We start from the raw sequence: 22,084 nt of genomic DNA on the forward strand, positions 1-22,084 counted from the left end.
CCTTCAGTTGCAGCTGAAATTGATAAGTATACTGACCAACCTGATTATTCCTCCTCCGCGCTTCGTTGTGAAGGAGGTCCTCCTGGCAGGCGCCGGGCACCGCAACAGCCCAGCGGCGCAGGACTAGCCCACGTGGATGCCCGGCCGGCGGGCAGGGTCCTCCTCTTCGACGCGCAGGATTTCGCGCACGAGCGGGGCGGTGTCCCCCTTGCCCAGGACGAGGTAACGCATGAGGTGCCCGACAGGGTGGCCCTCGGACCATTCGAAGTAGCACTGCGGGCGCAGCCCGGTGCTCTCACGCAGGGCCAGCAGGACAGCGGCGATCGCGTTCGGGACGGCCGGGGACTCGACCCTCAGGACGCGGTGACCGTCGATATCTACGCCTTGGACCCGCAGAACGTGGGTGAAGGCGGACGGGTCCACGACCCCCACCTCCATAAACAGGACGTCGGCCTTGCCCGGGACCGGGTTGAGGGCCCGCTGTTCGCGTTCCTTGTCGTCGTATTCGTGCCCGTCGCCGGCCTGGCGCTGGTTGGCAATCAGGTTCAGCTCGCCGTCGAACGCGATGGAATCGGCGACAAACTGGCGCGCTGCGGCGTCGAACTCCACCCTGTCCACCCGCAGCTCCGTGGTCCGGGAAATCCGCGAGATCAGGGACACAATGACAATGCCGGCGATGAACACGGCGGAGATCGCGATGCCCTCGGGCTTTTCGATGACGTTCATGACCAGCGCGTAGAGCAGGACCAGGGACAGGAGCCCGAACCCGGCACCCCCGCCCTTGTGTCCGCGGTGGATGGCCGAGACGGTGACCGCGACGGCACCGGAGACCATCATCGCGAGGATACCGGTGGCGTACGCCCCCGCTTGGGCGTTGACATCGGCGTGGAAGGCGATGGTGATGCCGACGCTGATCGCTGTGAAGACAATCACGACCGGGCGCACGGCGCGGCCCCATTCCGGGGCCATCCCGTAGTCGGGCAGGTAGCGCGGGACGATATTGATCAGCCCGGCCATCGCTGACGCGCCGGCGAACCAGAGGATAAGGACGCTGCTGATGTCATAGACGGTCCCGAAGCCGCTGCCGAGCTTTTCGTGGGCCAGGTACGCAAGGGCACGGCCGCTTGCGGCGCCGCCGTCCTGGAATTCCCTGGCGGGAATCAGGACCGCGGTGATGAAGCTCGTGGTCAGCAGGTAGCCGGACATGATGAGGGCGGCCGTGGTCAGCAACTTGCGGGTGTTGTGCACCCGTGAGCCCAGGTGCGCTTCCTCGTCGCCGCCGTGGGATTTAATCAGCGGCATCATCGACACCCCGGTCTCGAACCCGGACAAGCCCAGGACCAGCAGCGGGAACGCGATGACCACCGGCATGATCAGACCCAGGGGTCCGCTGCCCGTGTTGGCACCGAGCCGGCCAACCCAGCCGTTGAGGACGCCCGGGTCCGTGAAGACGTCGAAGAGTCCGACGCCGACGATCGCGGCGTTCAGCAGAAGGTACACGGCCACCAGCGGGATGGCCACGCCGACGGCCTCGTTGAAGCCGAGCAGGAAGACCCCGCCCAGGATCAGCAGCATCACAACGGTGATCGGGACGGCCTGACCGTGCAGCCCGGCGGGCAGCAACGGGTTTTCCATAATCTGCACGGTCGCGTCAGCACCCGAGAGCGTGATGGTGATGATCCACGAGGTCGCCACGAACCCGAGCAGCACCAAAACGAAGAACTTCCCGCGCCAGAATGGCAGCAGCTTCTCCAGGATCGCGACCGAGCCCTGCCCGTGCGGACTTTCGTGGGCGACCCGGCGGTACATCGGCAGCATGCCGAGCAGCGTCAGGGCCACGATCAGAAGGGTCGCAAACGGGGACAGGGCACCGGCTGCCAGCCCGGCGATCCCCGGCAGGTACGCGAGGGAAGAGAAGTAGTCGACGCCGGTCAGGCACATGACCTTCCACCAGGCGTTTGGCGTGGTGTGCTCCTGCTGGGCCGCTGCCCGCCCTGCGGGCGCGACCCGGTTGGCCAGCAGCCAGCCGGTGAAGGCGTTCCGCGCGGGAGGCTCGCTGCGCTTGAGGTCGACGTGCGCCGGCACGGCGGTGTCTGTGGGTGTCTGCATGTCCTTCATTCTGTGGATCGGTCCTTTATGCCGGGAACCATTGTCCCCGCTTAATCCGGGAGGCGCTTTCAGGCTGCCCGCGCCGGCGCTCCGGCCGACGGCGGTCCGGCGTCGCTGGTGCGGCGCCGCGGTCCGCCGCCGCCCCGCCGGAACCCGCCGTTCAGCCGGCCGCCCCCGGAGGTTCACCCGCGGCAGTTAGCCTCGGTGGCTCCGTCGAGATCCAACTAATGGGAGGCTCCCTGATGATCACCACTCGTACACGCCGCATCCTTGCCGCGGCCGCCGCCACTCTTCTCGCAGCGTCCGCGCTGGGCGCCACGGCCGCGGCCCAGGCCGCTGACAATGGCGCCCACCGGTCCGGGGACTCCGCCCCGGACGGAAACCATCCGGCCGGAGACACCGCCCTCTCCAGGGACTTCGCCGCCGTCGACCGCACGACGAACTGGCAGCTGACGTCGAAGCTGAAGCTGAACTTCCCCAGCTACCACACCGAGGGGATTGCCTACAGCCAGGACCACATTTTCCTCTCGGCCGTCCAGATTATCGAGCCGACCACGAAGTTCCCGAGCCCGCAGAACGGGTTCGACCGCACGCCCGGTAAAGGCATAGGCCACCTCTTCGTCATGGACAAATCCGGCAACCTGCAAAAAGACATCATCCTGGGCGAAGGCGACATGTACCACCCGGGCGGCATCGATTTCGACGGCACCAACGTCTGGGTTCCGGTGGCCCAGTACCGGCCCGACAGCAGCGCCATCATCTACCGCGTCGACGCGAACACCCTCGACGTTCACAAGCAGTTCGAGGTCAAAGACCACTTCGGCGGCATTGTGATGGACAAACAGACCGGCCACCTGGTCGGCAACACCTGGGGCTCGCGCCGGTTCGCCGAATGGGACCTGCAGGGCAGACAGCTCTCCGCCTGGGATAACCCGAACTACGTCATCGACTACCAGGACTGCCAGTACGTGCCCAGCTCCAAGATGCTTTGCGCCGGGATCACCAACCTCCCGCAGACCCCGGCCGCCGGAGGCACCGGTGCCACCTACGAACTCGGCGGCATCGCGTTGATCGACCTCAAATCCCACACCGTGCTCCGCGACGTTCCGTTTCAGCAGTGGTCCACGGCAGGGCATGTCGCAACCCGCAACCCGTTCAAAATGACTGCCGACGGCAACCGCCTGACAATGAACGTGGCACCGGACAACGGCGACGAAGGAAACGGAACCGAGATCCTCACGTATGAAGCCACGGTGTCCCCGGCGCATTAGGCCGCGGCGTCCCCACGTCCGGACCACGTCTTGATGACGGTCCAGCCGACCGCCGTCAGCGGCACGGCCAGCAATGCTCCGACGACGCCGGCAAGCATGGTCCCCGCGGCCAGCGCCAGCAGGATGGCGAGTCCGTGGATGCTCAGCACCCTGCCCATGAGGACAGGCTGCAGGAAGTGGTGTTCCAGCTGGTTGGCCCCGATGACCACCGCGAGCACGATCAAGGCAGGCACGGGCCCGTTGGAGATCAGGGCTACCAGGACCGCGAGGGTCCCGGCGGCCGTGGCACCCACGATCGGGATGAAGCCTCCAAGGAAGACGAACACGCCCAGCGGCAAGGCCAGCGGCACACCCATGATGGCCAGGGCCACGCCGACGATGAGTCCGTCGGTGGCCGCGACAATGGCTGTCCCGCGGACGTACCCGCCCAGGACAAGTGTGCTGCGCTCGGCCGCGAGCGCAGCCCTGGCGCGGTGCGTGGCGGGAAGGAAACCGATCAGGAAGCCGCGGATTTTCTCGCCGTCCTTGAGGAAGAAGAACAAGATGACAGCCATGAGGACCATGCCGGCAAGGATTTCACCGGCAGTCCGTACCCCGGTCAGGGCTTCGGTCCCGAAGGTGCTGCTCGTGAAGAACTTCTGGACCGAGTCGCGTGTGGCGGTGATTTGTTCATCGCTGACCTGGAAGGGCCCGTTGTTCAGGAACCCGTGGAATTGGTCCACGCCGGCCACGGCGCGGACGGACAGCTCCTTCCACTGGGAACGGACCAGGAACACAACCCCGGTGATGACGCCGCCGAATACGGCCAGGATCGCCAGGAATGAGGCAACGACCGCCAGTGCCCGCGGCCATCTGTGGCCCGTGAGCCAGCGGACCAGGGGTGATATCGCGGCGGCCAAAATCACGGCGATCACCACGGGAATGATGACGAGCGGGACCCGGGTGACGGCCCAGAGGACCGCCCAAGCCAGGGCTGCCACGGTGAGGGCCTGGACGGAGCGGATGCTGGCGCGTCCGAGGCCGTCGGACCAGATGGCCGGCATACCCGTTCGGGGTTTCCGCCCGGGAAAGCTCACGGGGTCGGTATCAGGCATCGTAGTGTTCTCTTTCGGGAGGACCGGACTGGGCAAATAGCTTGAAACGCTGTCGACGCCGCCGTGTCAGCGGCATTACGATCCTATGTCCCGGACGGCACGTAGGATGATCGGGATGAAAACCGCTAAGAGGGCTTACTATCTGGGAACAGCATCCCTGGCATTCTTAGTCGCGCCGATTGCCCTGGCGTTGCCCGCCTTCGCGGATACGTGCGGGCCCGGGCTCGTGGGCATCAGCCCCGTGAACTTATGCCCGGCAGTTCCGCCGCGGCCCGCCCATTCACCAACACCATCCCCGGCACCCACGGCATTGCCGCCCGGCCCCTCGACCGCGCCGGGCAGTGTGGTGCACCCCATTCCCGCCGGCACCCGCGGGCCGCTCCCTCCTCGGACAACGCAAACCGCTGCGGCGCCCGGGCCCGGCCCCGGATCGCCGGACAACGGCGGCGGCACCGCCATGCCGCCGGCAGCGGAACCCGCCGCGTCGGGCACGGCCGCCGCCCCGACGACGTCGGCTGCTGCTGCTGCCGGCTATGAGGACGCAGTTGTCTCCCAAGCACCTGCGGAGAGCGGATATGGCAGCCGCGCCGGCGCGTACCTGCTGACTTTGGGAGGGCTGTTGATGACGGTGTCGGCAGCGTTCGGCCTCAAACGGCCCGGACGGGGCTAGACCCCTCGCGGGCGGCGCCACGCGGATGTACTCTCGGTGTCAGAACGAGCTAAAGGAAGAGCACCCATGACCGTCCCCCAGAATGCATCCACGCCTGGTCCAGGCTGGTATCCGGATCCGGCCGGCTCAGGCCGGCTTCAATGGTGGAACGGTGCGGCGTGGACCGGCCAGTTCAGCGGGCCGGCCCGCCCGGGCCCGCCGCTTCAACGTCCGCACATCAGTGCCAAGACCCAGGTCTACAACCCCTTCATCTGGCTGATTGTGGCGCTGCCGGTCATCCCGCTCATCTTCCTGATGATCTGGAATCCGGTCCTGCGGCTGCGCAGCGTCGGTGCGCGGCAGGTCCAGACGCTCGACCCGGCGTCGATCCTTACCGTCCCCTACTTCCTTCTGCTCGCCAGCGGCATCCTGGTGTACGGTGTGTCCGCCGTCCTGGCGTACCTGGACTGGGCGAAACTTCGCCGCGACGGTGTTGTGCGGCCCTTCCACTGGGCGTGGGTATTCCTGAGCCGCGAACTCTACGTGATCGGCCGCTCCGTCATAGTGCACGAGGCGGCGCCGCGGCGCGGGCTCGCGCCGATATGGGCCACCATCGCCGTGACCGCGGTGGCCATTGTCCTGGTGGGACTCAAGATGTCCGCGATGGTGGCCACGCTGGCGAACCACGTCGCCACCATCTGAGTCCGTCCGGCGCCTGGCTCGTGCCGCCGGACGGACTCAGCCGCGGCAGTTAGGACAGGTAACCGACGAATTCCCCGCCTGTCATTGGCGTGGAGAACATCGGGTAGTCGTAGGTGATGGCGTTCTCGTGCTCCTCCGCTGACGTCGCCGCGACGCAGTCACTCAGCGTGATGACCTTGTAGCCGTTTTCGTACCCGCTGCGCATGGTGGATTCGACGCAGCAGTTGGTCAGGAAGCCGCCGAGTGCGATGGTCGTGATGCCTTTGCTGCGCAGGATGAAATCCAGGTTTGTGCTCGCAAATGTGTCCAGGCCGCGCTTGCCCTCAATGAGGATGTCGCCGTCGGCCGGCGTCAGCCCGTCAATGATCTGGGCGCCCCAGGATCCTTTGACAAACACCTTCCCGTCCACGACGCCCTTGAGGATCCCATAGGGGTGCGCGCCGAGCTCGTTGTAGCCTTCCGCGAAAGTGATGGGCGCGTGCATGATCGTGGCGCCGGCGGCCCGTGCGGCCTCAACCACCCGGGACGTGTTGGCGAGCATGCCGGTCTTCTCCATCACGGGCCTCACAGCGTCGTGCAGGCCACCGCCCACGGTTGCGAAATCGTTCTGGTATTCGATGAGTACGACAGCGGTGGTGCTCGGGTCAATCTGCACAAAGGCCTCCTGGTCGGTAGCAGACGGCGGCGCAACGGTGCGCGGCAGCCGCGGCCAGACTAGCCCGGGTGTCAGCACGCCCACAAGGCCCCGGCCAAAGGGGTCTCCCCGGCGGCCCGGGGCCCTAGGTTTCGGGCGCGGTCCGGATGATCAGCACCGGGCAATGGGCATGGTGCGCCAGCTGGGAAGACACCGAGCCCAGCAGCAGCCCGGCGAAGCCGCCATGTCCGCGCGAGCCGACGATCACCAGATCAGCATCCCGGGACGCCGCCACCAGTGCGGAGGCCGCACTTCCCTGCACAAGCTGCCCGCTGACCGGTACCCCAGGCTGGGCCGCGCGCGCCAACTCTTCGTCCAGGATCGCCTGCACATCCCGCTCAAAAGCCCCGTAATCCCAGGCCTGGCCGGCAGCGTCCGTGACGTAGGGATAGTGCCATGAAGCCAGCGCAAGGACCTCGCCGCCCCTGAGCCGGGCTTCCTGCACGCCCCAATCGAGGGCTGCCTGGGATTGCACCGAACCATCCACTCCCACAACAATCCTGAACGCGCTGCTGCTGCTCATGCCCTTGCCTTCCGACGGGATCGATCCTGCCCACGCATGGCTTCATCATCCTCGCACTTGTCGAATCATGGGAGCCTCCGCGGGGCCAAGGGAAGGCCCTACGCTGCGAGGTTCGTCGCCAGGAATGAAAGAGTCCGCGTCCAGGCATCCCGGGCGGAATCGGCGTCGTAGGTCCACGTGTTGGTGTCGTTGAAGAACGCATGGCCCGTTCCGGGGTACACGACCGGCGTGAAGTCGACGCCGGCCCGGTCCATCATTTCGGTCAGTACCGGCAGCTTGTCCACCAGGGCCGCGTCCTTTTCGCCGTAGAAGGCCAGGACCGGGCAGGTGATGCTCCCGAGTCGCTCAACCGGGAGGTCCGCGTGGCCGTAGAACGGCACCGCCGCCCGCAGCGGTTCGCGCGCTGCCAGCGAGAAGCTGTAGGTGCCGCCGAAGCAGAAGCCACTCACCGCGACCCGGCCTGCGAGCGCCGGCATGGCGTAGAGGTGTTCAAAGCAGGCCTGCAGCGATGCCAGTGTGCGGTCGGCGAATCCGGGCGCGTGCAGCGGGGCCATCGCTTCGCGCAGCTTCGGCTGCGCTATGCTCCGCTGCTCGGGATCGAACAGTTTCACCTGCAGCTCGGCCGCCAGCTCCGGCGTCATCGCAGTCCCGGCAAGCAGGTCCGGGGCGAGGACGAGATAGCCCTCGGCGGCGAAACGGTCGGCGACGTCCTTGGTGTGGCCCACGAGGCCCCACACTTCGTGAATGACTATCAGGCCGCCCTTCGGCCGGCCCGCAGGCTCGCCCACGTAAGCGTCCAGGGTGGTCCCGTTATGTGAAATAGTCAGCATGTGTCCCATGCCCACAGCTTTGCACAGTGTGCTGGACGGAGCGGACCGCAGCGGACCGGACGGCGCGCGGCCGCTCGAAGCTCAGTTCAGGTGTGTCGTCTCGACGGCAAGCCCGGGTTCAACGGCACTGACAATGGCCTTGACCTCAGGCGCAGATGTTTTGGTGGCCAGCACCTTCACCACGGACTGAAGCTCCTGGCGGAGCAGGTCCGGGTCAATCGAGGTGGCTGCAAGCACGGAGCGTTCCATGTCCGCGGCTTGCGCCACGGCCTCACGGCCACGTTCAGTCAGGGACACGACATGGCTGCGGCGGTCCGAGGCGCTGCGCTGCCGGGAGATGTGGCCGTGCGCCTCGAGGCGGCTTAGCGTCTTCCCCATGGTCTGCGCTTGGACCCGAACCAGCTGCGCCAGTTGGGCCTGCGTCATCGGCCCATTGGCTGAAAGCACTTCCATGGCGATCACCCCTGCGTGGGTCAGGCCAATGGCCCCCAATTTTTCGTTCCAGGAGTGCTCTACAAGGCGTGCTGCCGTGGACAATAGGCGGCCCGTGGGCCAGCGATCCATATCAGGCATACCACCGAGTATAGCGAGCGCTGGATTCGTCGGGCGCCGCACGGCTCACTAGGCTGGGTTAAACCCCACCTTTCAAGGAGAAACCCGTGTCTGAACGACTCATTTCCGGTGCCCTGGCCCCGGACTTCACCCTCAAGAATTCCGAGGGACACGACGTCAGCCTGACGGACTTCCGCGGCCGCAACACCGTGGTCTACTTCTATCCGGCGGCCTCCACGCCCGGATGCACGAAAGAGGCGTGCGACTTCAGGGACTCCCTTCAGTCGCTGCAGCTGGCGGGCTATGACGTACTGGGAATCTCCCCGGATCCGGTCGACAAGCTCGCCAGCTTTGCGTCCGCTGAAGGACTGAACTTCCCGCTGCTCTCCGACGAGAACCACGCCGTGGCCGAGGCCTACGGCGCCTGGGGGGAGAAGAAGAACTATGGCCGCACCTATGAAGGGCTCATCCGTTCCACGGTGGTGATCGATCCCCAAGGAACCGTCGCGGTGGCGCAGTACAACGTGCGGGCCACCGGCCATGTGGCCAAACTCCGCCGGGACCTCAAGCTTGATGGCTAGTCCCGCCGGGACCTGACGGCGCGGGCCGCGTCGGGGCGCACAGACGCAGAAACACTGGTAATAGGTACAATGGAGCCTGGCGTCGGCCGTCGGGCATCTTCAGGCACGCAGTGCGAGGATGCACGGACGACGGCACCGCGCGCGAGTGGTGGAATTGGCAGACACGCAGGATTTAGGTTCCTGTGCCTTCGGGCGTGGGGGTTCAAGTCCCCCCTTGCGCACATAATGAGAAAGAGAACCCCGGTCTTCGGACCGGGGTTCTCGCATTTTCGGCGAGAACTTGGGGATTCTCAAAGGTTCAAAAAGAATTTCAATCCTTCACCCATCCGTTTCCTTCGAACCGGCGAATACCCATTGAGACACCAACCAAGGGTCGGTGCCCGACAGTCGGAAAAGGGCCAGAGCGGCAAAGTTCGCCGCAGCCAATGATCGACATAACGAAGGAGAAACCGAAATGCAGACCATCAAGCGCACCACGTTCGCCGTTGCAGGAATCGCAGCCGCTGCCATGCTTAGCCTCACTGCCTGTGGCGGATCCAGCACAACGGCTTCCGGCTCCTCGGCGCCGGCTTCCACGCCCTCCGCCTCGAGCATGGCGCCGTCGCCGTCCATGAGCTCCTCAGCGGCAGCCATGGATCCGGCAGCTGACCTCGTCGGTTCCGGCTGTGCAGCCTACGCCGCACAGGTCCCCAGTGGCGCCGGCTCGGTGTCCGGCATGGCCCTTGACCCGGTTGCCAAGGCGGCGTCCAACAACCCGATCCTGACGACCCTCACGGCTGCCGTGTCCGGAAAGCTCAACCCCAAGGTCAACCTCGTGGACACGCTGAACGGCAGCGAATTCACAGTCTTCGCCCCGGTCGATGACGCCTTCAAGAAGATCGACCCGGCCACGATCGAGACGCTGAAGACGGACGATGCCCTGCTCAGCAAGATCCTGACCTACCACGTAGTGCCCGGCAAGATCAGCCCGGACAAGATCGTCGGCACCCACAAGACGGTCGAGGGCGGTTCCGTGACGGTCACCGGCAGCAAGGACGCCCTCAAGGTTGACGGCGCCAACGTCATCTGCGGCGGTGTGAAGACCGCAAACGCCACTGTTTACATGGTCGACTCCGTCCTGATGCCCAAATAAGCAGCACTAAGCACTCCTGCCCCGGCTCCAGCCTGACTCCCTGGACCTCCTAGGAGAAACGAAGGCCCGCACCGTCCGGTGCGGGCCTTCGCTTGTACCGCACCGTCACAACGGAGAACCACAACGGGGAACCGGTTCCGGGGTCAACTAGACTGGGGCTGTTCCGCTGCCGGCGGCAGTCCAGTTCCCCAGAGGAGATTCCTTCAGTGCCCAGCAGTACAGTGCCCAGCAGGACGTTGCGCCGCATTGCGGTAAGCCTCGGTGCCGCAATCCTCATGCTGCCTCTGGCCTCCTGCACAGGAGCGCCCGGGCCGGGGCCCAGCTCCGGAACCGCATCAGCGTCTTCCCCCGACGCAGCGCCCAGCGCCGTCTTCACCTTCGGCACTGCCGCACAGCCCCTGGGCCTGGATCCGGCCCTCGTCTCGGACACTGATTCTTACCGCGTCACCCGGCAGATCCTGGAAGGACTGGTCGGCGTCGACCAGACGACCGGGCAGCCCACGCCGCTGCTGGCCACGGAATGGAACCAGAGCGACGAAGGCAGGGCCTACACCTTCAAGCTCCGCGGGAAAGTCACGTTCCAGGACGGGACGCCCTTCGACGCAGCAGCCGTGTGCAGCAACTTCAACCGCTGGTTCAACTTCCCGGAAGCCCTCCGGAAGCAGGCCACCGGCGCCACATTCAAGGGCGTCTTCAAAGCCTACGCAGACCAGGCATCGCTCTCGATCTACAAGGGCTGCACCGCCCTGGCCCCGGACAACGTGCGGATCGACCTGACCCAGCCGTTCACCGGGTTCCTCCAGGCCCTGACACTTCCGGCCTTCGCCATGTCTTCCCCCCAGGCCCTGGCCGCGCAAAACGCGGACGTCCTGAACCAGAGTCCCGCCGGCCAGCCCGTGTCCGCCTACGCCCTGCATCCCGTCGGTACCGGGCCGTATACTTTCAGCTCCTGGGACCAGGGCACCGTCACGCTGGCCAGCAACAAGGACTACTGGGGCGACAAGGGGCAGATCGGAACCATCCACTTTGTGGCCTACGACAACCCGCAGACCCGGATGCAGGCGCTGCTCGACGGCAAGATCGACGCCTATGACGCCGTCACGGTGGGCAACTTCGACCAACTCGTCAAGCGTGGCAAGCAGATCATCCAGCGGGATCCCTTCTCCGTCATGTACCTGGGCATGAACCAGGACATCCCCATCCTGCAGAACCTCAAGGTGCGCCAGGCCATCGAAATGGCACTCGACAAAGACACGCTGATCCGCCGGTTCTTCATCGACAACACGGCCCAGGCGACCCAGTTCGTCCCGCCCAAACTCAGCGGCTTCAACAACAACGCGGCTTCCCTTGGGTACAACCCGGACAAGGCCAAGGAACTCCTCGCCGCAGCCGGATACAAGGGCGAGGAGCTGAAGTTCTACTACCCGCTCAACGTCACGCGGCCCTACCTTCCGACGCCGGAAAAGGTGTACGCGGAGATCAGCCGGCAGCTGACCGCCGTCGGACTCAACATCAAACCGGTGCCTGTTGACTGGTCCGACGGTTACCTGCAGAAGGTCACCTCCCCCGGGGACCACGCCCTCCACCTGCTCGGCTGGAATGGCTCGTACGCGGATCCGGACAACTTCGTGGGACCGCTGTTCGGCGAGAACACGGGTGAATTCGGCTACCAGGACCCGCAGGTCTTCTCCAAGATCGCCCGGGCCCGCGGACTGCCGGACGGCAAAGACCGCACCGAGCAGTACCAGACCATCAATGCCCAGATCGCGGCCACGGTCCCGGCCGTCCCGATCGCCTTCCCGATCTCGGCCCTGGCCCTGTCCGACCGGGTGCTCAAGTACCCGGCCTCCCCGGTCCTGAACGAAGTTTTCACTAAGGTCGAGCTCAAGCCTTGACGGGCGGACCCAATTTCAGTTAGTGGAGGGTGCGGGGATATTCTGTGACAGCCAGAGCCGCTGCTATCGGAGACTGATTGTGACTTTCATTTCCAAGACCCAACATGCCGACGTCGTCCTGATTGGCGGCGGCATCATGAGCGCCACGCTGGGCGCCTTCCTGAAGCAGCTCGAACCGAACTGGACGATCTCCTTGTTCGAACGCCTGGATCAGCCCGGGCTGGAAAGCTCCGGCCCGTGGAACAACGCCGGCACCGGACACGCCGCCCTGTGTGAGCTTAATTACTCCCCCGCAGCCAAAGACGGCTCGGTGGACCCCGCCAAGGCCTTGAACATCAACGAGCAGTTCCAGCTCTCCCGCCAGTTCTGGTCCCACCTGGTGACGAAGTCCCTGATCGGCTCCCCCAAGGGCTTCATCAACACCGTGCCGCATATGAGCTTCGTGATCGGCGAGGCCAACTCCACGTTCCTCCGCACCCGCTTTGAGGCGCTCAAGCCGAACCCGCTGTTCCGGTCGATGGAGTTCTCCGAAGACCACGCCCAGATCGCAAAGTGGGCTCCGCTGATCGTCAAGGGCCGCGACCCGAAGCAGCGCATCGCCGCTACCCGCGCGGCGGAAGGCACCGACGTCGACTTCGGCGCCCTGACCCGCGAGCTGACCACCTACCTTGGCAACAACGGCGTGGAAATCAACTACGGCCACGACGTCAACGGCATCAAGCGCGCGTCCGACGGCGGCTGGGACCTGTCCCTCAAGCACCCGCGGTCCGGCGAGCACGGCTCGATCCACGCCAAGTTCGTCTTCGTGGGCGCCGGCGGCGGCGCCCTGCACCTGCTGCAGGCCTCCGGCATCCCGGAAAGCAAGGGCTTCGGCGGCTTCCCCGTCTCCGGCCAGTTCTTCCGCTGCACGGACGAAACCCTCGCAGCCCAGCACAGCGCCAAGGTCTACGGCCAGGCGTCCGTCGGCGCCCCGCCCATGTCGGTGCCCCACCTGGACACCCGCTACGTCAACGGAAAGCGTTCCCTGCTGTTCGGCCCGTACGCCGGTTTCTCCACCAACTTCCTCAAGAACGGCTCCTACCTGGACCTGCCGCTGTCCATCCGCCCCTCCAACATCATCCCGATGCTGGCCGTGGCCAAGGACAACATGGACCTCACGGCCTACCTGATCAGGGAAGTCGCCAAGCGCCACGGCGACAAGGTCGAAGCCCTGCGCGAGTACTACCCCGAGGCCAAGGACGGCGACTGGGAACTCATCACCGCCGGCCAGCGTGTCCAGATCATCAAGAAGGACCCGAAGAAGGGCGGCGTGCTGCAGTTCGGCACCGAGGTTATCGCGGGACGGGACGGGACTATCGGCGCCCTGCTCGGCGCTTCGCCGGGCGCCTCCACCGCCGTGCCGATCATGATCGAACTGCTCCAGAAGTCCTTCCCGAAGAACTTCAAGGGCTGGCAGTCCAAGCTCAAGGACATGATGCCCGGCTACGGCGTCAAGCTCAATGAGAACCCTGAGCTCGCCGCGCAGCTGGAGGCCAGCACGGCCAAGACGCTGCAGCTCGAACAGGTCGACGCCGCCCGCAGCTGACCCCCCTGCGCGGGTTTGCGGCAGGCCTCACCCCTTTGAAGTGCCCCTTTGAAGTACGTCCGTCGACCCACCAGGAGACCATGAGATGTTCCGGCTCGCAAAGCTGTCGCTGGCAAACCGGGCTCTAATCGCGCTGATCACCGTTTTCGCGTCGGTGTTCGGCGTGATCACGATGTCCTCGCTGAAGCAGGAGCTCATCCCCTCCATCGAGTTCCCGCAAATCACGGTCGTCACCTCGATGCCCGGGGCCTCCCCGGATGTCGTGGACAAGCAGGTCAGCGCCCCGCTGGAGACTGCGCTGAACGGCGTCGAGGGGCTGGAGTCGACGTCGTCAACCTCGCGCAACGGCGTCTCGCAGATCACCATGGCGTTCACCTACGGCTCCAACCTGGACCGGGCCCGGAACCAGATCGACCGCGCGATCTCCAACGCCAAGCAGGCCCTGCCCAAGGACGTGCAGCCGCAGGCGATCGCCGGCAGCATCAGCGACTTCCCGATCGTCTACCTCGCGGTTTCCTCGGACAAGCCGCTCAGTGAGCTGAACGCCGACCTCGCCCGCCTCAGCGTCCCCCGGCTGCAGAAGCTCGACGGCGTAAGGGGTGCCGATGTCACCGGCGGCGCCACCGAACACATCCAGATCCTGCCCAGGCCGGCCGCCATGGCCGCGGCAGGCGCGAGCATCCAATCGATCAGCAACGCGCTGAAGAACAACGGGGCACTCATCCCGGCCGGCACCATCGAGGACCAGGGCAAGTCCCTCTCGCTGCAGATCGGCAGCCCGGTGGATTCCCTCGACGCCATCAAGGCCCTCCCGCTGGCCGGGGCCAAGGATGCCGCCACCATCGGCAGCGTGGCCGACGTCAGCCTCGCCGAGGACACCCGCACCTCGATCACCCGCACGAACGGCAAGGAAACCCTGGCCCTCTCCGTCACCAAGAAGCCCGAGGGCGACACGGTGGCGATCTCCCACGCAGTGAAGGACGCGATCCCCCAGCTCGAGGCTGAGCTCGGCTCCAACGCCAGGTTCACCCCGGTGTTCGACCAGGCGCCGTTCATCGAGAAGTCCATCAAGGACCTCACCACCGAGGGCCTCCTGGGCCTGGGCTTCGCCGTCGCCGTGATCCTGGTGTTCCTGATGTCGGTACGCTCCACGCTGGTCACTGCCGTGTCCATCCCGTTGTCGCTCCTGATCACCTTCATCGGCCTTTCCGGCACCGGCTACTCCCTGAACATCCTGACCCTCGGCGCGCTCACCATCGCGATCGGCCGGGTCGTGGACGATTCGATTGTGGTCATCGAGAACATCAAGCGCCACCTCAGTTACGGCGAAGCCAAAATCACCGCGATCCTGACCTCCATCCGGGAAGTGGCTGGCGCCATCACCGCCTCCACCCTGACCACGGTTGCCGTTTTCCTGCCCATCGCGTTCGTGGGCGGCCTCGCCGGTGAACTGTTCCGGCCGTTCGCGCTGACGGTCACCATCGCCCTGGTCTCCTCGCTGCTCGTCTCCCTCACCATCGTGCCGGTGCTCGCCTACTGGTTCCTGCGCACGCCCGCCGACGCCGGCGTCTCCGAGGCCGCCGCCCGGGACATCGCGGCGAAGGCCCACGAGGCCGAGCAGCGCAGCCTCCTGCAGCGCGGCTACCTGCCCGTCCTGACCAAGACCCAGCGGCATCCGGTCATCACCCTGATCGCCGCCGTCCTGGTGCTCGGCGGCACGGCCGCCATGTCGCCGCTGCTCGCCACCGATCTGCTCGGCAGCTCGGGCGAAAACAGCATGACCGTCAAGCAGGTACTGCCCGCGGGCACCAGCCTCAGCGACGCCAATGCCGCGGCCATCAAGGTCGAAGACGTGCTGCGGACCATCGACGGCGTCAAGGACGTCCAGGTGACCACCGGCAACGCCCAGACGGGCTTCGCCGCGCTGCTTTCCACCGGCGCCTCGAACTCCAGTTTCACCGTCGTCACCGATGAGAAAGCCAAGCAGACCAAGCTCCAGGACACGGTCCGCGACGCCCTGGCCGGGCTCAGCGACGCCGGCAAGATCACCGTCGGCTCCCAGCAGGGCGGCTTCGGCACGTCCTCGACTGTCGACATCACGCTCAAGGCCGCCAACTCCGCCGGTCTTAAGGCCGCCAGCGACGCCATGGTCAAGGCAATGGACGGCGTCCCCGGCAGCAGCGAGGTCGCCACCAACCTGGCCGCGAACCAGTCCGTCGTCCAGGTCAAGGTGGACCGCGCCAAGGCTGTCGCCGCCGGACTGAACGAGGAGCAGGTGGCCGGGGTCCTGGCCGCCACCATCAGCCCGGTCCAGGCCGGCACCGTGCGCATTGACACCAACGACTTCCCGGTCCGGATCGGCGAAGGAACCCACTTCACCAGCATCGGTGCCGTCCGGAACATCCCGCTGCCGACGGCGGCCGGTCCCGTTCCGCTGGGCAGCATCGCTTCCGTGGAGCCGGTGGACGTCCCGGTCTCGATCACCGCCAGTAACGGCCAGCGCACCGCACGGGTGTCCGTCACGCCGTCGGGCGCCAACCTCGGCGCCGTCAGCACCGAGGTGCAGAACCGGCTCAAATCCGTCCAGCTGCCGCCCGGGGTCACCGCGACCATCGGCGGCGCCACCACGCAGCAGGCCGAGTCCTTCGCCCAGCTGGGACTGGCCCTGCTGGCCGCCATCGCGATTGTCTACGTGATCATGGTGGCCGCATTCAAGTCCCTCATCCAGCCGCTGATCCTGCTCGTGTCAGTCCCGTTCGCCGCGACCGGCGCCATCGCCCTGCTGCTCGTGACGGGCGTGCCGCTGGGGCTCCCCTCGCTGATCGGCATGCTGATGCTCGTGGGTATCGTGGTGACCAACGCTATTGTGCTGATCGACCTCATCAACCAGTACCGGCAGCCGCGCAACGGCGAGCCCGGGATGAGCGTGGCGGATGCGATCACGCACGGGGCCCGGCAGCGTCTGCGTCCGATCCTGATGACGGCCCTGGCCACGGTGTTCGCGCTGACGCCGATGGCGCTTGGCCTGACCGGCGGCGGAGGGTTCATCTCGCAGCCGCTGGCCATCGTGGTGATCGGCGGCCTGATCTCCTCCACGGCCCTGACGCTGATCCTGGTTCCCGTGCTGTACCGGCTCGTGGAGGGGCGCCGGGAGCGCAAGGCCCTGCAAAAGACACTCCCCCGCTCCGGCCGCCATGCCGCCGCCCCGGCATCCTCCGCGTCCGCCGCACCGGCGGGGCGCCCGGCGGCCGCCCCTGCCGCCGCACCGGCGGGCCCTGCCAGGACGCCGGCCTCCCGGGACATTGACTTCCAGGACGAGCTCCCCGAAGCGGACGAAGCCCCGGCCCTGCGGAACTAGCGCCCGCATACCCCGGTTGGGCACGCCGCCTGCTACTGCGGGCCGGTTAGGGCCGGAACTGCCTCGGCTACGCCGCGGGCCGGGTCGGAGAACGCCAGACGCGGAACGAGCACGAGCGCGGCCGCGGCCGCCAGTCCGGTCAGCCCGCAAATGGTCCAGACCGTCAGGTAACCGGCCAGGGGCGCCGCCGTCTGGCCCGCCGCCGTAGCCGCCGTCCCTGCCTCCGCGAGGACATGGCTCAGCAAGGCGATACCGAAGACCGCCGAGGCGAACGCGCCGCCGATGGTCTTGGCCGTGTTGGTCAGGCCCGTGGCCATCGCGGTCCGGTTCAGGGGCGCCGCCGCAGCAGCCGCGGAGGGCAGCGCCGCCACGAGCGCTCCGGAGCCGACGCCGGCCACGGCCATGTTCACGAGCGCCTCGGCCAGGCTGCCGTGGAAGGGCAGGAACAGCAGATAGCCCACGCCCACGAGGATGGCCGCGCACACCAGGGTCCAGCGCGGCGTGAGCCGCCTGGTCACGAGCGGGTACAGCAGGGCACCCACCAGCAGCGCAAGAACGTACACGCCGATGATGATGGAGACCTGCCCCGCGCGCAGCCCCAGTCCGTAGCCGTGCAGCGCCGGATCCGTCCGCGCGAAGGTGGACAGCGGCGCCTGGGCGCCCAGCACGGAGACTCCGAACAGGCCGGCGGTCAGCTGGACGGGCCACATGGACTTGCCCCGGAGCATCCGGATATCCACCAGCGGATCCGACTGGCCCAGCTCGAAGCGCGTGAACGGAATGAATGCCGTGAGACCGGCCGCCACGAGCGCCCAGGGCCACCAGGCCCCCGGACCGTTGAGCCGCATGAACGTCAGCCCCGAGGTGACCAGCAGGAGCCCGACGGCGAGCAGGACGAAGCCGCGCGTGTCCACACGCCCGCCGCTGCGTTCCAGGGACTCCGGCACCCCGTACCGGATGACGACGCCGCAGGCGGTGACGGCAACAGCCGGGACCAGCAGCACCAGTTGCAGCTGCCCGGCGAACGCCTCCACGAGCGCACCGGCCGCGAGGGCTCCGGCGATGACCCCGAACTCAAGCGCGCCGACGAGGATACCGGCGGCGCGGCGCGTGCGGGCGGCGCCGTCGGGCAGCTGGTGGACGCGGCTGAAGATCAGCGCGATTTCCAAGGGGAGCCAGACGACGTAGAAGCCCTGGAAAGACCAGGCAGCGAGGAAGGTCCAGAAGTCGGGTGCCAGCGCGACACCCCATGAGGCCACGGCGGTCACGAGGGTGGAGGCCAGGAGGATCCTGCGGTGACCATATATGTCACCCAGCTTGGCCAGCACAGGCACGGCCAAGGCGCTGACCATGAGCTGTGCGGCCTCGAACCAGTTGACGTCGGCGTCGTGGATGCCCAGGTGCCGGGCGATGTCAGTGAGGATGGGCGTGTAGTAGCCCTGCAGGATTCCACTGGTGAGCTCCACCAGGCACAGGAAAGCGATGACGCGGCGCATGGAGACCTTCCGGGCGGGCCGGACACTGTTGGCCAGCCGATTGATTGCATCCTAGGCCCGCGCTCCCGCCACGGGCGGCAGACCAGGCCGGGGACTCGCCGGCGGAGTCGGTGGTAAGCCCGGCGGAAGACCCGGGAATATTCGGGTCGGGCGCGCGTTGTACACGTCGATACATGCAAATGCATGTAAATCGGTTACAGTGGAAGCAGTTCCCGGATCAGACCGGCCATGGAAAGGCACATCATGCAGATCGGCGTCTTCAGCGTCAGCGACATCACCACCGACCCCACCACGGGCCACACCCCCACGGAGCACGAACGCATCAAGGCCTCCGTGGCCATCGCCAAGAAGGTCGAAGAAATCGGCATGGATGTGTACGCCATCGGCGAGCACCACAACCGGCCGTTCTTCTCCTCCTCCCCCACCACCACGCTGGCCTACATCGCCGCCCAGACGGAGCGCATCATCCTGTCCACGGCCACGACGCTGATCACCACCAATGACCCGGTGAAGATCGCGGAAGATTTCGCCATGCTCCAGCACCTCGCCGATGGCCGCGTCGACCTGGTCCTCGGACGCGGCAACACCGCCCCGGTCTACCCCTGGTTCGGCAAGAACATCCAGGACGGGATCGAACTCGCCATCGAGAACTACTCCCTGCTGCGCCGCCTCTGGGACGAGGACACCGTCAACTGGTCCGGCAAGCACCGCACGCCGCTGCAGAACTTCACCTCCACGCCGCGCCCGCTCGACGGCGTCGCCCCCTTCGTGTGGCACGGCTCCATCCGAACGCCACAGATCGCCGAAGTGGCCGCGTACTACGGCGACGGCTTCTTCGCGAACAACATCTTCTGGCCCAAGGAGCACTACCAGCAGCTGATCGGCCTCTACCGCGAGCGCTACGAGCACTACGGCCACGGCACAGCGGACCAGGCGATCGTGGGCCTCGGCGGGCAGTTCTTCATGCGGAAGAACTCCCAGGACGCCGTCAAGGAGTTCCGCCCCTACTTCGACAACGCACCCGTCTACGGCCACGGCCCGTCGCTGGAGGACTTCACATCGCAGACCCCGCTGACGGTCGGCAGCCCGCAGGAAGTCATCGAAAAGACCCTCACCTTCCGTGAGTACTTCGGCGACTACCAGCGCCAGCTGTTCCTGATCGACCACGCGGGCCTGCCGCTGAAGACCGTCCTGGAGCAACTGGACTTGTTCGGCGAGGAAGTGCTTCCGGTCCTGCGCAAGGAATACGCCGCCCTCACCCCGGCCCATGTCCCCGAGCCGCCGACGCACGCCGCACGCGTGGCGGCCTCGCTCGCCGCAGGCACCGGGACCTCAGGCACCGGGACCGCAGGCACGGCCAACGGTTCCGCGGGACTCAGCACAGCAAGCAGCCAGGACGCCTGATGACCGGGAACGTGCCGGCAACGGCAGCGGAGTCACCGGTCCGCCTGGCCGCGGAGACCTGGGAGTCCTTGTTCCGCGCCCAGGTGGCGGTGATGCGCAGGCTGCAGGCGGCCCCCGCCTTCAAGGCCCTCGCGCTCAATGAGTATGACGTGCTCTTCACCCTCTCCCGCTGCCCGTCCGGGTGGCTGCGGCTGAACGAGCTTAACGACAACGTGCTGTTGAGCCAGTCGAGTCTCAGCCGGCTCGTGGAACGGCTGGAAAAGCGCGGGCTCGTGGAGCGGTCGCCGGCCCCCAAAGACGGCCGCGGGATCCTGATCCGGCTCACCGAGGCCGGCCGGGAGCTGCAGAAGCAGATCGGCCGCGAGCACGTCCGGGACATCGCCACCCTCGTGGCCCCGGCCCTCACGGCCATGGAACAGCGCGAGCTGCTGCGGCTCACGGAGAAGCTGCGGGCCTCGGTGGCCTCGCGCTGACGAGATGGCGGCAGGCGGCTTGGCGCTAGCGGATGGCGACGAGCTTCGCCGGGTCTTCTTCCGGCAGATCACCGTCAACGACGGCCACGACTTTGAGCTCCTGGAGGGACAGGCTGCCGCCCACCGTGGAAAGGAACGCGGTATCCGAGGAATCGCGCCCGGCCGTGATGCGCAGCATGCTTTCGCGCGGCGCCAGGCCGGTGGGGTCGATGACGTGCCACGTGCCGTTGATGTGGGCTTCTGCCACGGCGTGGAAGTCCATCGGGGTCAGCCCGGGCGCATACACGGCGGCCAGCCGGGCCGGGACGTTCTTGGCCCGCAGCAGCGCAATGGCCAGGTGGGCGAAGTCCCGGCAGACCCCGCGGCGGTGCAGCAGTGTCTCGACGGCGCCGTCCGTGCCCCGTGAGGAGCCGCTGACGTAGCGCAGCTCGCTGAACACCCAATTGCGCACGCCGTTCAGCAGCTCCTCACCCTGGAGGCCGCCGAATTCGGCGTACGCGGTCGGCAGCAGCCGGTCCGATTCGGCGTAGCGGCTGGGCCGGACGTAGCGGATGAGTTCCATCAGCCCGGGCTCTTCGGGCTGGGCGAAGCCTGTGACTGTGGCCGTGTATTCCACCAGGACCTCCGTGGGGTCCGCGAATTCCATGTAGTGGAAGCGGCCGCCGTGATGGTCCGAGAGCTCCGTGAGCGGCACGTCCGCGCCGCCGGCGGTGACCGAGAGCGTCTCCACAAGCGAGTCGTAGCCGGCGTTGCGGGCCACGGCCACCGCCATGGCGACCCTGGTATCGGCGACGGTCTTGAAGGCCAGGCGTGCGGCTACGGTGCGTTCCATGTATCTCCGGGTGTGAAGGGACGGCCAGGGAAGTCGCCGTCGTCGGCCCATGGGGTGTGCGGGCGGAGCGGGACTAGTTTTTGATCTTCAGAGACATTAGCATCCGCTGGACATTGGCGAATTCGGATCCCTCATTGACGTACTTGGCCGCCTGGTCGAGGGTGTCGAACGACTTCGCCGGGGCGACTTTCTGGTCCGGGGCGAGCGTCTTAAGCATGGTCAGGTCCCCGAAAGAGTAGTCGCCCTTCCCCTCCGGGCCGCGGACCACGTTCTGCAGCCCGCAGCTCTTGCCCCCGGCCCCGCCCACAATGTTGGTGATGCCAAAGGAGCCGAAGTACTTGTAGCCCTGGATGACCCGGAACACGGCATGCGGGTCAATCGTGCCGTCGCCGCCCCGGTGCGGGAGTTCCACCGGGACGCTGCTGACCACCACATAGTTCTTGGCTGCGTCGTCCGTGCACGGCGGGACCGGCTGTGGCGGGAGCCCGGTCTGCAGGGTGGCCAGATAGCCGCCCTTGGCGTCCTTGACTTCGATTTTGAGCGCTCCGGGCATCGTTCCCGCATCAGGCGCGACGGACTGGGCAATCCAGTCCTGCGGCAGCTCGAAACTCACGGTCTTGCCGGGATCGGTGAAGACCTTCCAGGCCGACGCCGTCGAGCCGGGAACGGCGGACCCGCTGCCGGAAGCTCCGGGGTCCGGTGTCGGGCCGGCGCTCGAGCCGGAAACCGGCGGGGCGGCCGCGGACGCCCCGTCCGGCGTCGTGGTTCCCGCGGTGCCGCTGCCGGCCGTCCAGGCGGGCGTGCCCTTGCCGTCGGTGCTGCAGCCGGCCAGCGCCGCCGCGGCCACTGCGAGCGCGGCGGTGATCCGGATCCTGCGGGAGATTGCCCTGCCAGTCATGCAGCC

19 protein-coding genes and 1 tRNA gene are annotated in these 22,084 nt (G+C 66.8%); 11 read left to right on the top strand and 9 right to left on the bottom strand.

Annotation, left to right across the window (positions count from 1 at the left end):
• Positions 1–123: 123 nt before the first annotated feature.
• The gene (locus AC1DES_RS08925) at positions 124–2,109 is read right to left on the bottom strand and encodes an APC family permease (protein ID WP_476895346.1); all 1,986 of its coding nucleotides are present in this window, start codon (positions 2,107–2,109) and stop codon (positions 124–126) included.
• A 242-nt stretch (positions 2,110–2,351) separates the two neighbouring features.
• On the opposite strand from AC1DES_RS08925, the gene AC1DES_RS08930 reads away from it, so the two are divergent.
• Positions 2,352–3,380, top strand: coding sequence for a DUF6454 family protein (locus AC1DES_RS08930; RefSeq protein ID WP_476895347.1), 1,029 nt, complete (start codon positions 2,352–2,354; stop codon positions 3,378–3,380).
• Here AC1DES_RS08930 and AC1DES_RS08935 read toward each other — a convergent pair.
• Positions 3,377–4,474, bottom strand: a complete 1,098-nt coding sequence (locus AC1DES_RS08935) for an AI-2E family transporter (protein ID WP_476895348.1) — start codon at positions 4,472–4,474, stop codon at positions 3,377–3,379. The two genes, AC1DES_RS08930 and AC1DES_RS08935, sit on opposite strands and share 4 nt — an antisense overlap.
• Positions 4,475–4,589: 115 nt before the next feature.
• Here AC1DES_RS08935 and AC1DES_RS08940 point away from each other — a divergent pair, with 115 nt between their 5' ends.
• Complete coding sequence (locus AC1DES_RS08940; RefSeq protein ID WP_476895349.1) at positions 4,590–5,144, top strand: hypothetical protein; 555 nt, start codon at positions 4,590–4,592, stop codon at positions 5,142–5,144.
• 66 nt (positions 5,145–5,210) lie between these two features.
• Positions 5,211–5,825 carry a DUF2510 domain-containing protein gene (locus tag AC1DES_RS08945; RefSeq protein ID WP_476895350.1) on the top strand — a complete coding sequence of 205 codons (615 nt, stop codon included), beginning with the start codon at positions 5,211–5,213 and terminating at the stop codon, positions 5,823–5,825.
• A gap of 49 nt (positions 5,826–5,874) precedes the next feature.
• Here AC1DES_RS08945 and AC1DES_RS08950 read toward each other — a convergent pair whose 3' ends face one another.
• From AC1DES_RS08950 to AC1DES_RS08965, 4 genes are all read right to left on the bottom strand, one after another.
• A complete protein-coding gene (locus AC1DES_RS08950; protein ID WP_476895351.1) occupies positions 5,875–6,480 on the bottom strand; it encodes a cysteine hydrolase family protein in 606 nt (201 codons plus the stop codon).
• Between the two features lie 124 nt (positions 6,481–6,604).
• Entirely contained in the window at positions 6,605–7,042 is a 438-nt protein-coding gene (locus tag AC1DES_RS08955; protein ID WP_476895352.1) for a universal stress protein, read from the bottom strand.
• 98 nt (positions 7,043–7,140) lie between these two features.
• Entirely contained in the window at positions 7,141–7,881 is a 741-nt protein-coding gene (locus AC1DES_RS08960; protein WP_476895353.1) for a dienelactone hydrolase family protein, read from the bottom strand.
• Positions 7,882–7,953: 72 nt separating this feature from the next.
• Positions 7,954–8,436, bottom strand: coding sequence for a MarR family winged helix-turn-helix transcriptional regulator (locus AC1DES_RS08965; RefSeq protein WP_476895465.1), 483 nt, complete (start codon positions 8,434–8,436; stop codon positions 7,954–7,956).
• A 95-nt stretch (positions 8,437–8,531) separates the two neighbouring features.
• On the opposite strand from AC1DES_RS08965, the gene bcp reads away from it, so the two are divergent.
• From bcp to AC1DES_RS08995, 6 genes are all read left to right on the top strand, one after another.
• Positions 8,532–9,005, top strand: coding sequence for a thioredoxin-dependent thiol peroxidase (bcp, locus tag AC1DES_RS08970; RefSeq protein WP_476895354.1), 474 nt, complete (start codon positions 8,532–8,534; stop codon positions 9,003–9,005).
• Positions 9,006–9,144: 139 nt separating this feature from the next.
• Positions 9,145–9,226 (top strand) — tRNA-Leu (locus AC1DES_RS08975).
• Positions 9,227–9,459: 233 nt separating this feature from the next.
• On the top strand, positions 9,460–10,137 hold the full coding sequence (locus AC1DES_RS08980; RefSeq protein ID WP_476895355.1) for a fasciclin domain-containing protein: 678 nt from the start codon (positions 9,460–9,462) through the stop codon (positions 10,135–10,137).
• 275 nt (positions 10,138–10,412) lie between these two features.
• The gene (locus AC1DES_RS08985) at positions 10,413–12,032 is read left to right on the top strand and encodes an ABC transporter substrate-binding protein (protein WP_476895466.1); all 1,620 of its coding nucleotides are present in this window, start codon (positions 10,413–10,415) and stop codon (positions 12,030–12,032) included.
• A gap of 79 nt (positions 12,033–12,111) precedes the next feature.
• Positions 12,112–13,617, top strand: a complete 1,506-nt coding sequence (locus tag AC1DES_RS08990) for a malate:quinone oxidoreductase (RefSeq protein WP_476895356.1) — start codon at positions 12,112–12,114, stop codon at positions 13,615–13,617.
• Between the two features lie 85 nt (positions 13,618–13,702).
• Positions 13,703–16,975, top strand: coding sequence for an efflux RND transporter permease subunit (locus AC1DES_RS08995; protein ID WP_476895357.1), 3,273 nt, complete (start codon positions 13,703–13,705; stop codon positions 16,973–16,975).
• Between the two features lie 32 nt (positions 16,976–17,007).
• Here the strand turns inward: AC1DES_RS08995 and AC1DES_RS09000 are convergent, their stop codons facing one another.
• Entirely contained in the window at positions 17,008–18,471 is a 1,464-nt protein-coding gene (locus tag AC1DES_RS09000) for an MFS transporter (protein WP_476895358.1), read from the bottom strand.
• 243 nt (positions 18,472–18,714) lie between these two features.
• Between AC1DES_RS09000 and AC1DES_RS09005 the strand changes: the two genes are divergently transcribed.
• Both AC1DES_RS09005 and AC1DES_RS09010 read left to right on the top strand, forming a co-directional pair.
• Positions 18,715–19,875 (top strand): LLM class flavin-dependent oxidoreductase, encoded by a 1,161-nt coding sequence (locus AC1DES_RS09005; protein WP_476895467.1) that lies wholly within the window; start codon positions 18,715–18,717, stop codon positions 19,873–19,875.
• On the top strand, positions 19,875–20,348 hold the full coding sequence (locus AC1DES_RS09010) for a MarR family winged helix-turn-helix transcriptional regulator (protein ID WP_476895359.1): 474 nt from the start codon (positions 19,875–19,877) through the stop codon (positions 20,346–20,348). The genes AC1DES_RS09005 and AC1DES_RS09010 overlap by 1 nt, the downstream gene beginning before the upstream one ends.
• A gap of 25 nt (positions 20,349–20,373) precedes the next feature.
• Here the strand turns inward: AC1DES_RS09010 and AC1DES_RS09015 are convergent, their stop codons facing one another.
• Together AC1DES_RS09015 and AC1DES_RS09020 are read right to left on the bottom strand one after the other, a co-directional pair.
• Positions 20,374–21,180, bottom strand: a complete 807-nt coding sequence (locus tag AC1DES_RS09015) for a transglutaminase-like domain-containing protein (RefSeq protein ID WP_476895360.1) — start codon at positions 21,178–21,180, stop codon at positions 20,374–20,376.
• A gap of 73 nt (positions 21,181–21,253) precedes the next feature.
• Positions 21,254–22,078, bottom strand: coding sequence for a hypothetical protein (locus AC1DES_RS09020; protein ID WP_476895361.1), 825 nt, complete (start codon positions 22,076–22,078; stop codon positions 21,254–21,256).
• Positions 22,079–22,084: the final 6 nt, after the last annotated feature.

The organism is Arthrobacter sp. 05T442 (assembly GCF_056395945.1).

What these genes read in the sequence shown, in the direction of transcription:
- AC1DES_RS08925 (WP_476895346.1), bottom strand. Translation starts at nt 2,109, where the DNA reads ATGCAGACACCCACAGACACCGCCGTGCCGGCGCACGTCGACCTCAAG.
- AC1DES_RS08930 (WP_476895347.1), top strand. Translation starts at nt 2,352, where the DNA reads ATGATCACCACTCGTACACGCCGCATCCTTGCCGCGGCCGCCGCCACT.
- AC1DES_RS08935 (WP_476895348.1), bottom strand. Translation starts at nt 4,474, where the DNA reads ATGCCTGATACCGACCCCGTGAGCTTTCCCGGGCGGAAACCCCGAACG.
- AC1DES_RS08940 (WP_476895349.1), top strand. Translation starts at nt 4,590, where the DNA reads ATGAAAACCGCTAAGAGGGCTTACTATCTGGGAACAGCATCCCTGGCA.
- AC1DES_RS08945 (WP_476895350.1), top strand. Translation starts at nt 5,211, where the DNA reads ATGACCGTCCCCCAGAATGCATCCACGCCTGGTCCAGGCTGGTATCCG.
- AC1DES_RS08955 (WP_476895352.1), bottom strand. Translation starts at nt 7,042, where the DNA reads ATGAGCAGCAGCAGCGCGTTCAGGATTGTTGTGGGAGTGGATGGTTCG.
- AC1DES_RS08960 (WP_476895353.1), bottom strand. Translation starts at nt 7,881, where the DNA reads ATGGGACACATGCTGACTATTTCACATAACGGGACCACCCTGGACGCT.
- AC1DES_RS08965 (WP_476895465.1), bottom strand. Translation starts at nt 8,436, where the DNA reads ATGGATCGCTGGCCCACGGGCCGCCTATTGTCCACGGCAGCACGCCTT.
- AC1DES_RS08980 (WP_476895355.1), top strand. Translation starts at nt 9,460, where the DNA reads ATGCAGACCATCAAGCGCACCACGTTCGCCGTTGCAGGAATCGCAGCC.
- AC1DES_RS08985 (WP_476895466.1), top strand. Translation starts at nt 10,413, where the DNA reads ATGCTGCCTCTGGCCTCCTGCACAGGAGCGCCCGGGCCGGGGCCCAGC.
- AC1DES_RS08995 (WP_476895357.1), top strand. Translation starts at nt 13,703, where the DNA reads ATGTTCCGGCTCGCAAAGCTGTCGCTGGCAAACCGGGCTCTAATCGCG.
- AC1DES_RS09000 (WP_476895358.1), bottom strand. Translation starts at nt 18,471, where the DNA reads ATGCGCCGCGTCATCGCTTTCCTGTGCCTGGTGGAGCTCACCAGTGGA.
- AC1DES_RS09005 (WP_476895467.1), top strand. Translation starts at nt 18,715, where the DNA reads ATGCAGATCGGCGTCTTCAGCGTCAGCGACATCACCACCGACCCCACC.
- AC1DES_RS09010 (WP_476895359.1), top strand. Translation starts at nt 19,875, where the DNA reads ATGACCGGGAACGTGCCGGCAACGGCAGCGGAGTCACCGGTCCGCCTG.
- AC1DES_RS09015 (WP_476895360.1), bottom strand. Translation starts at nt 21,180, where the DNA reads ATGGAACGCACCGTAGCCGCACGCCTGGCCTTCAAGACCGTCGCCGAT.
- AC1DES_RS09020 (WP_476895361.1), bottom strand. Translation starts at nt 22,078, where the DNA reads ATGACTGGCAGGGCAATCTCCCGCAGGATCCGGATCACCGCCGCGCTC.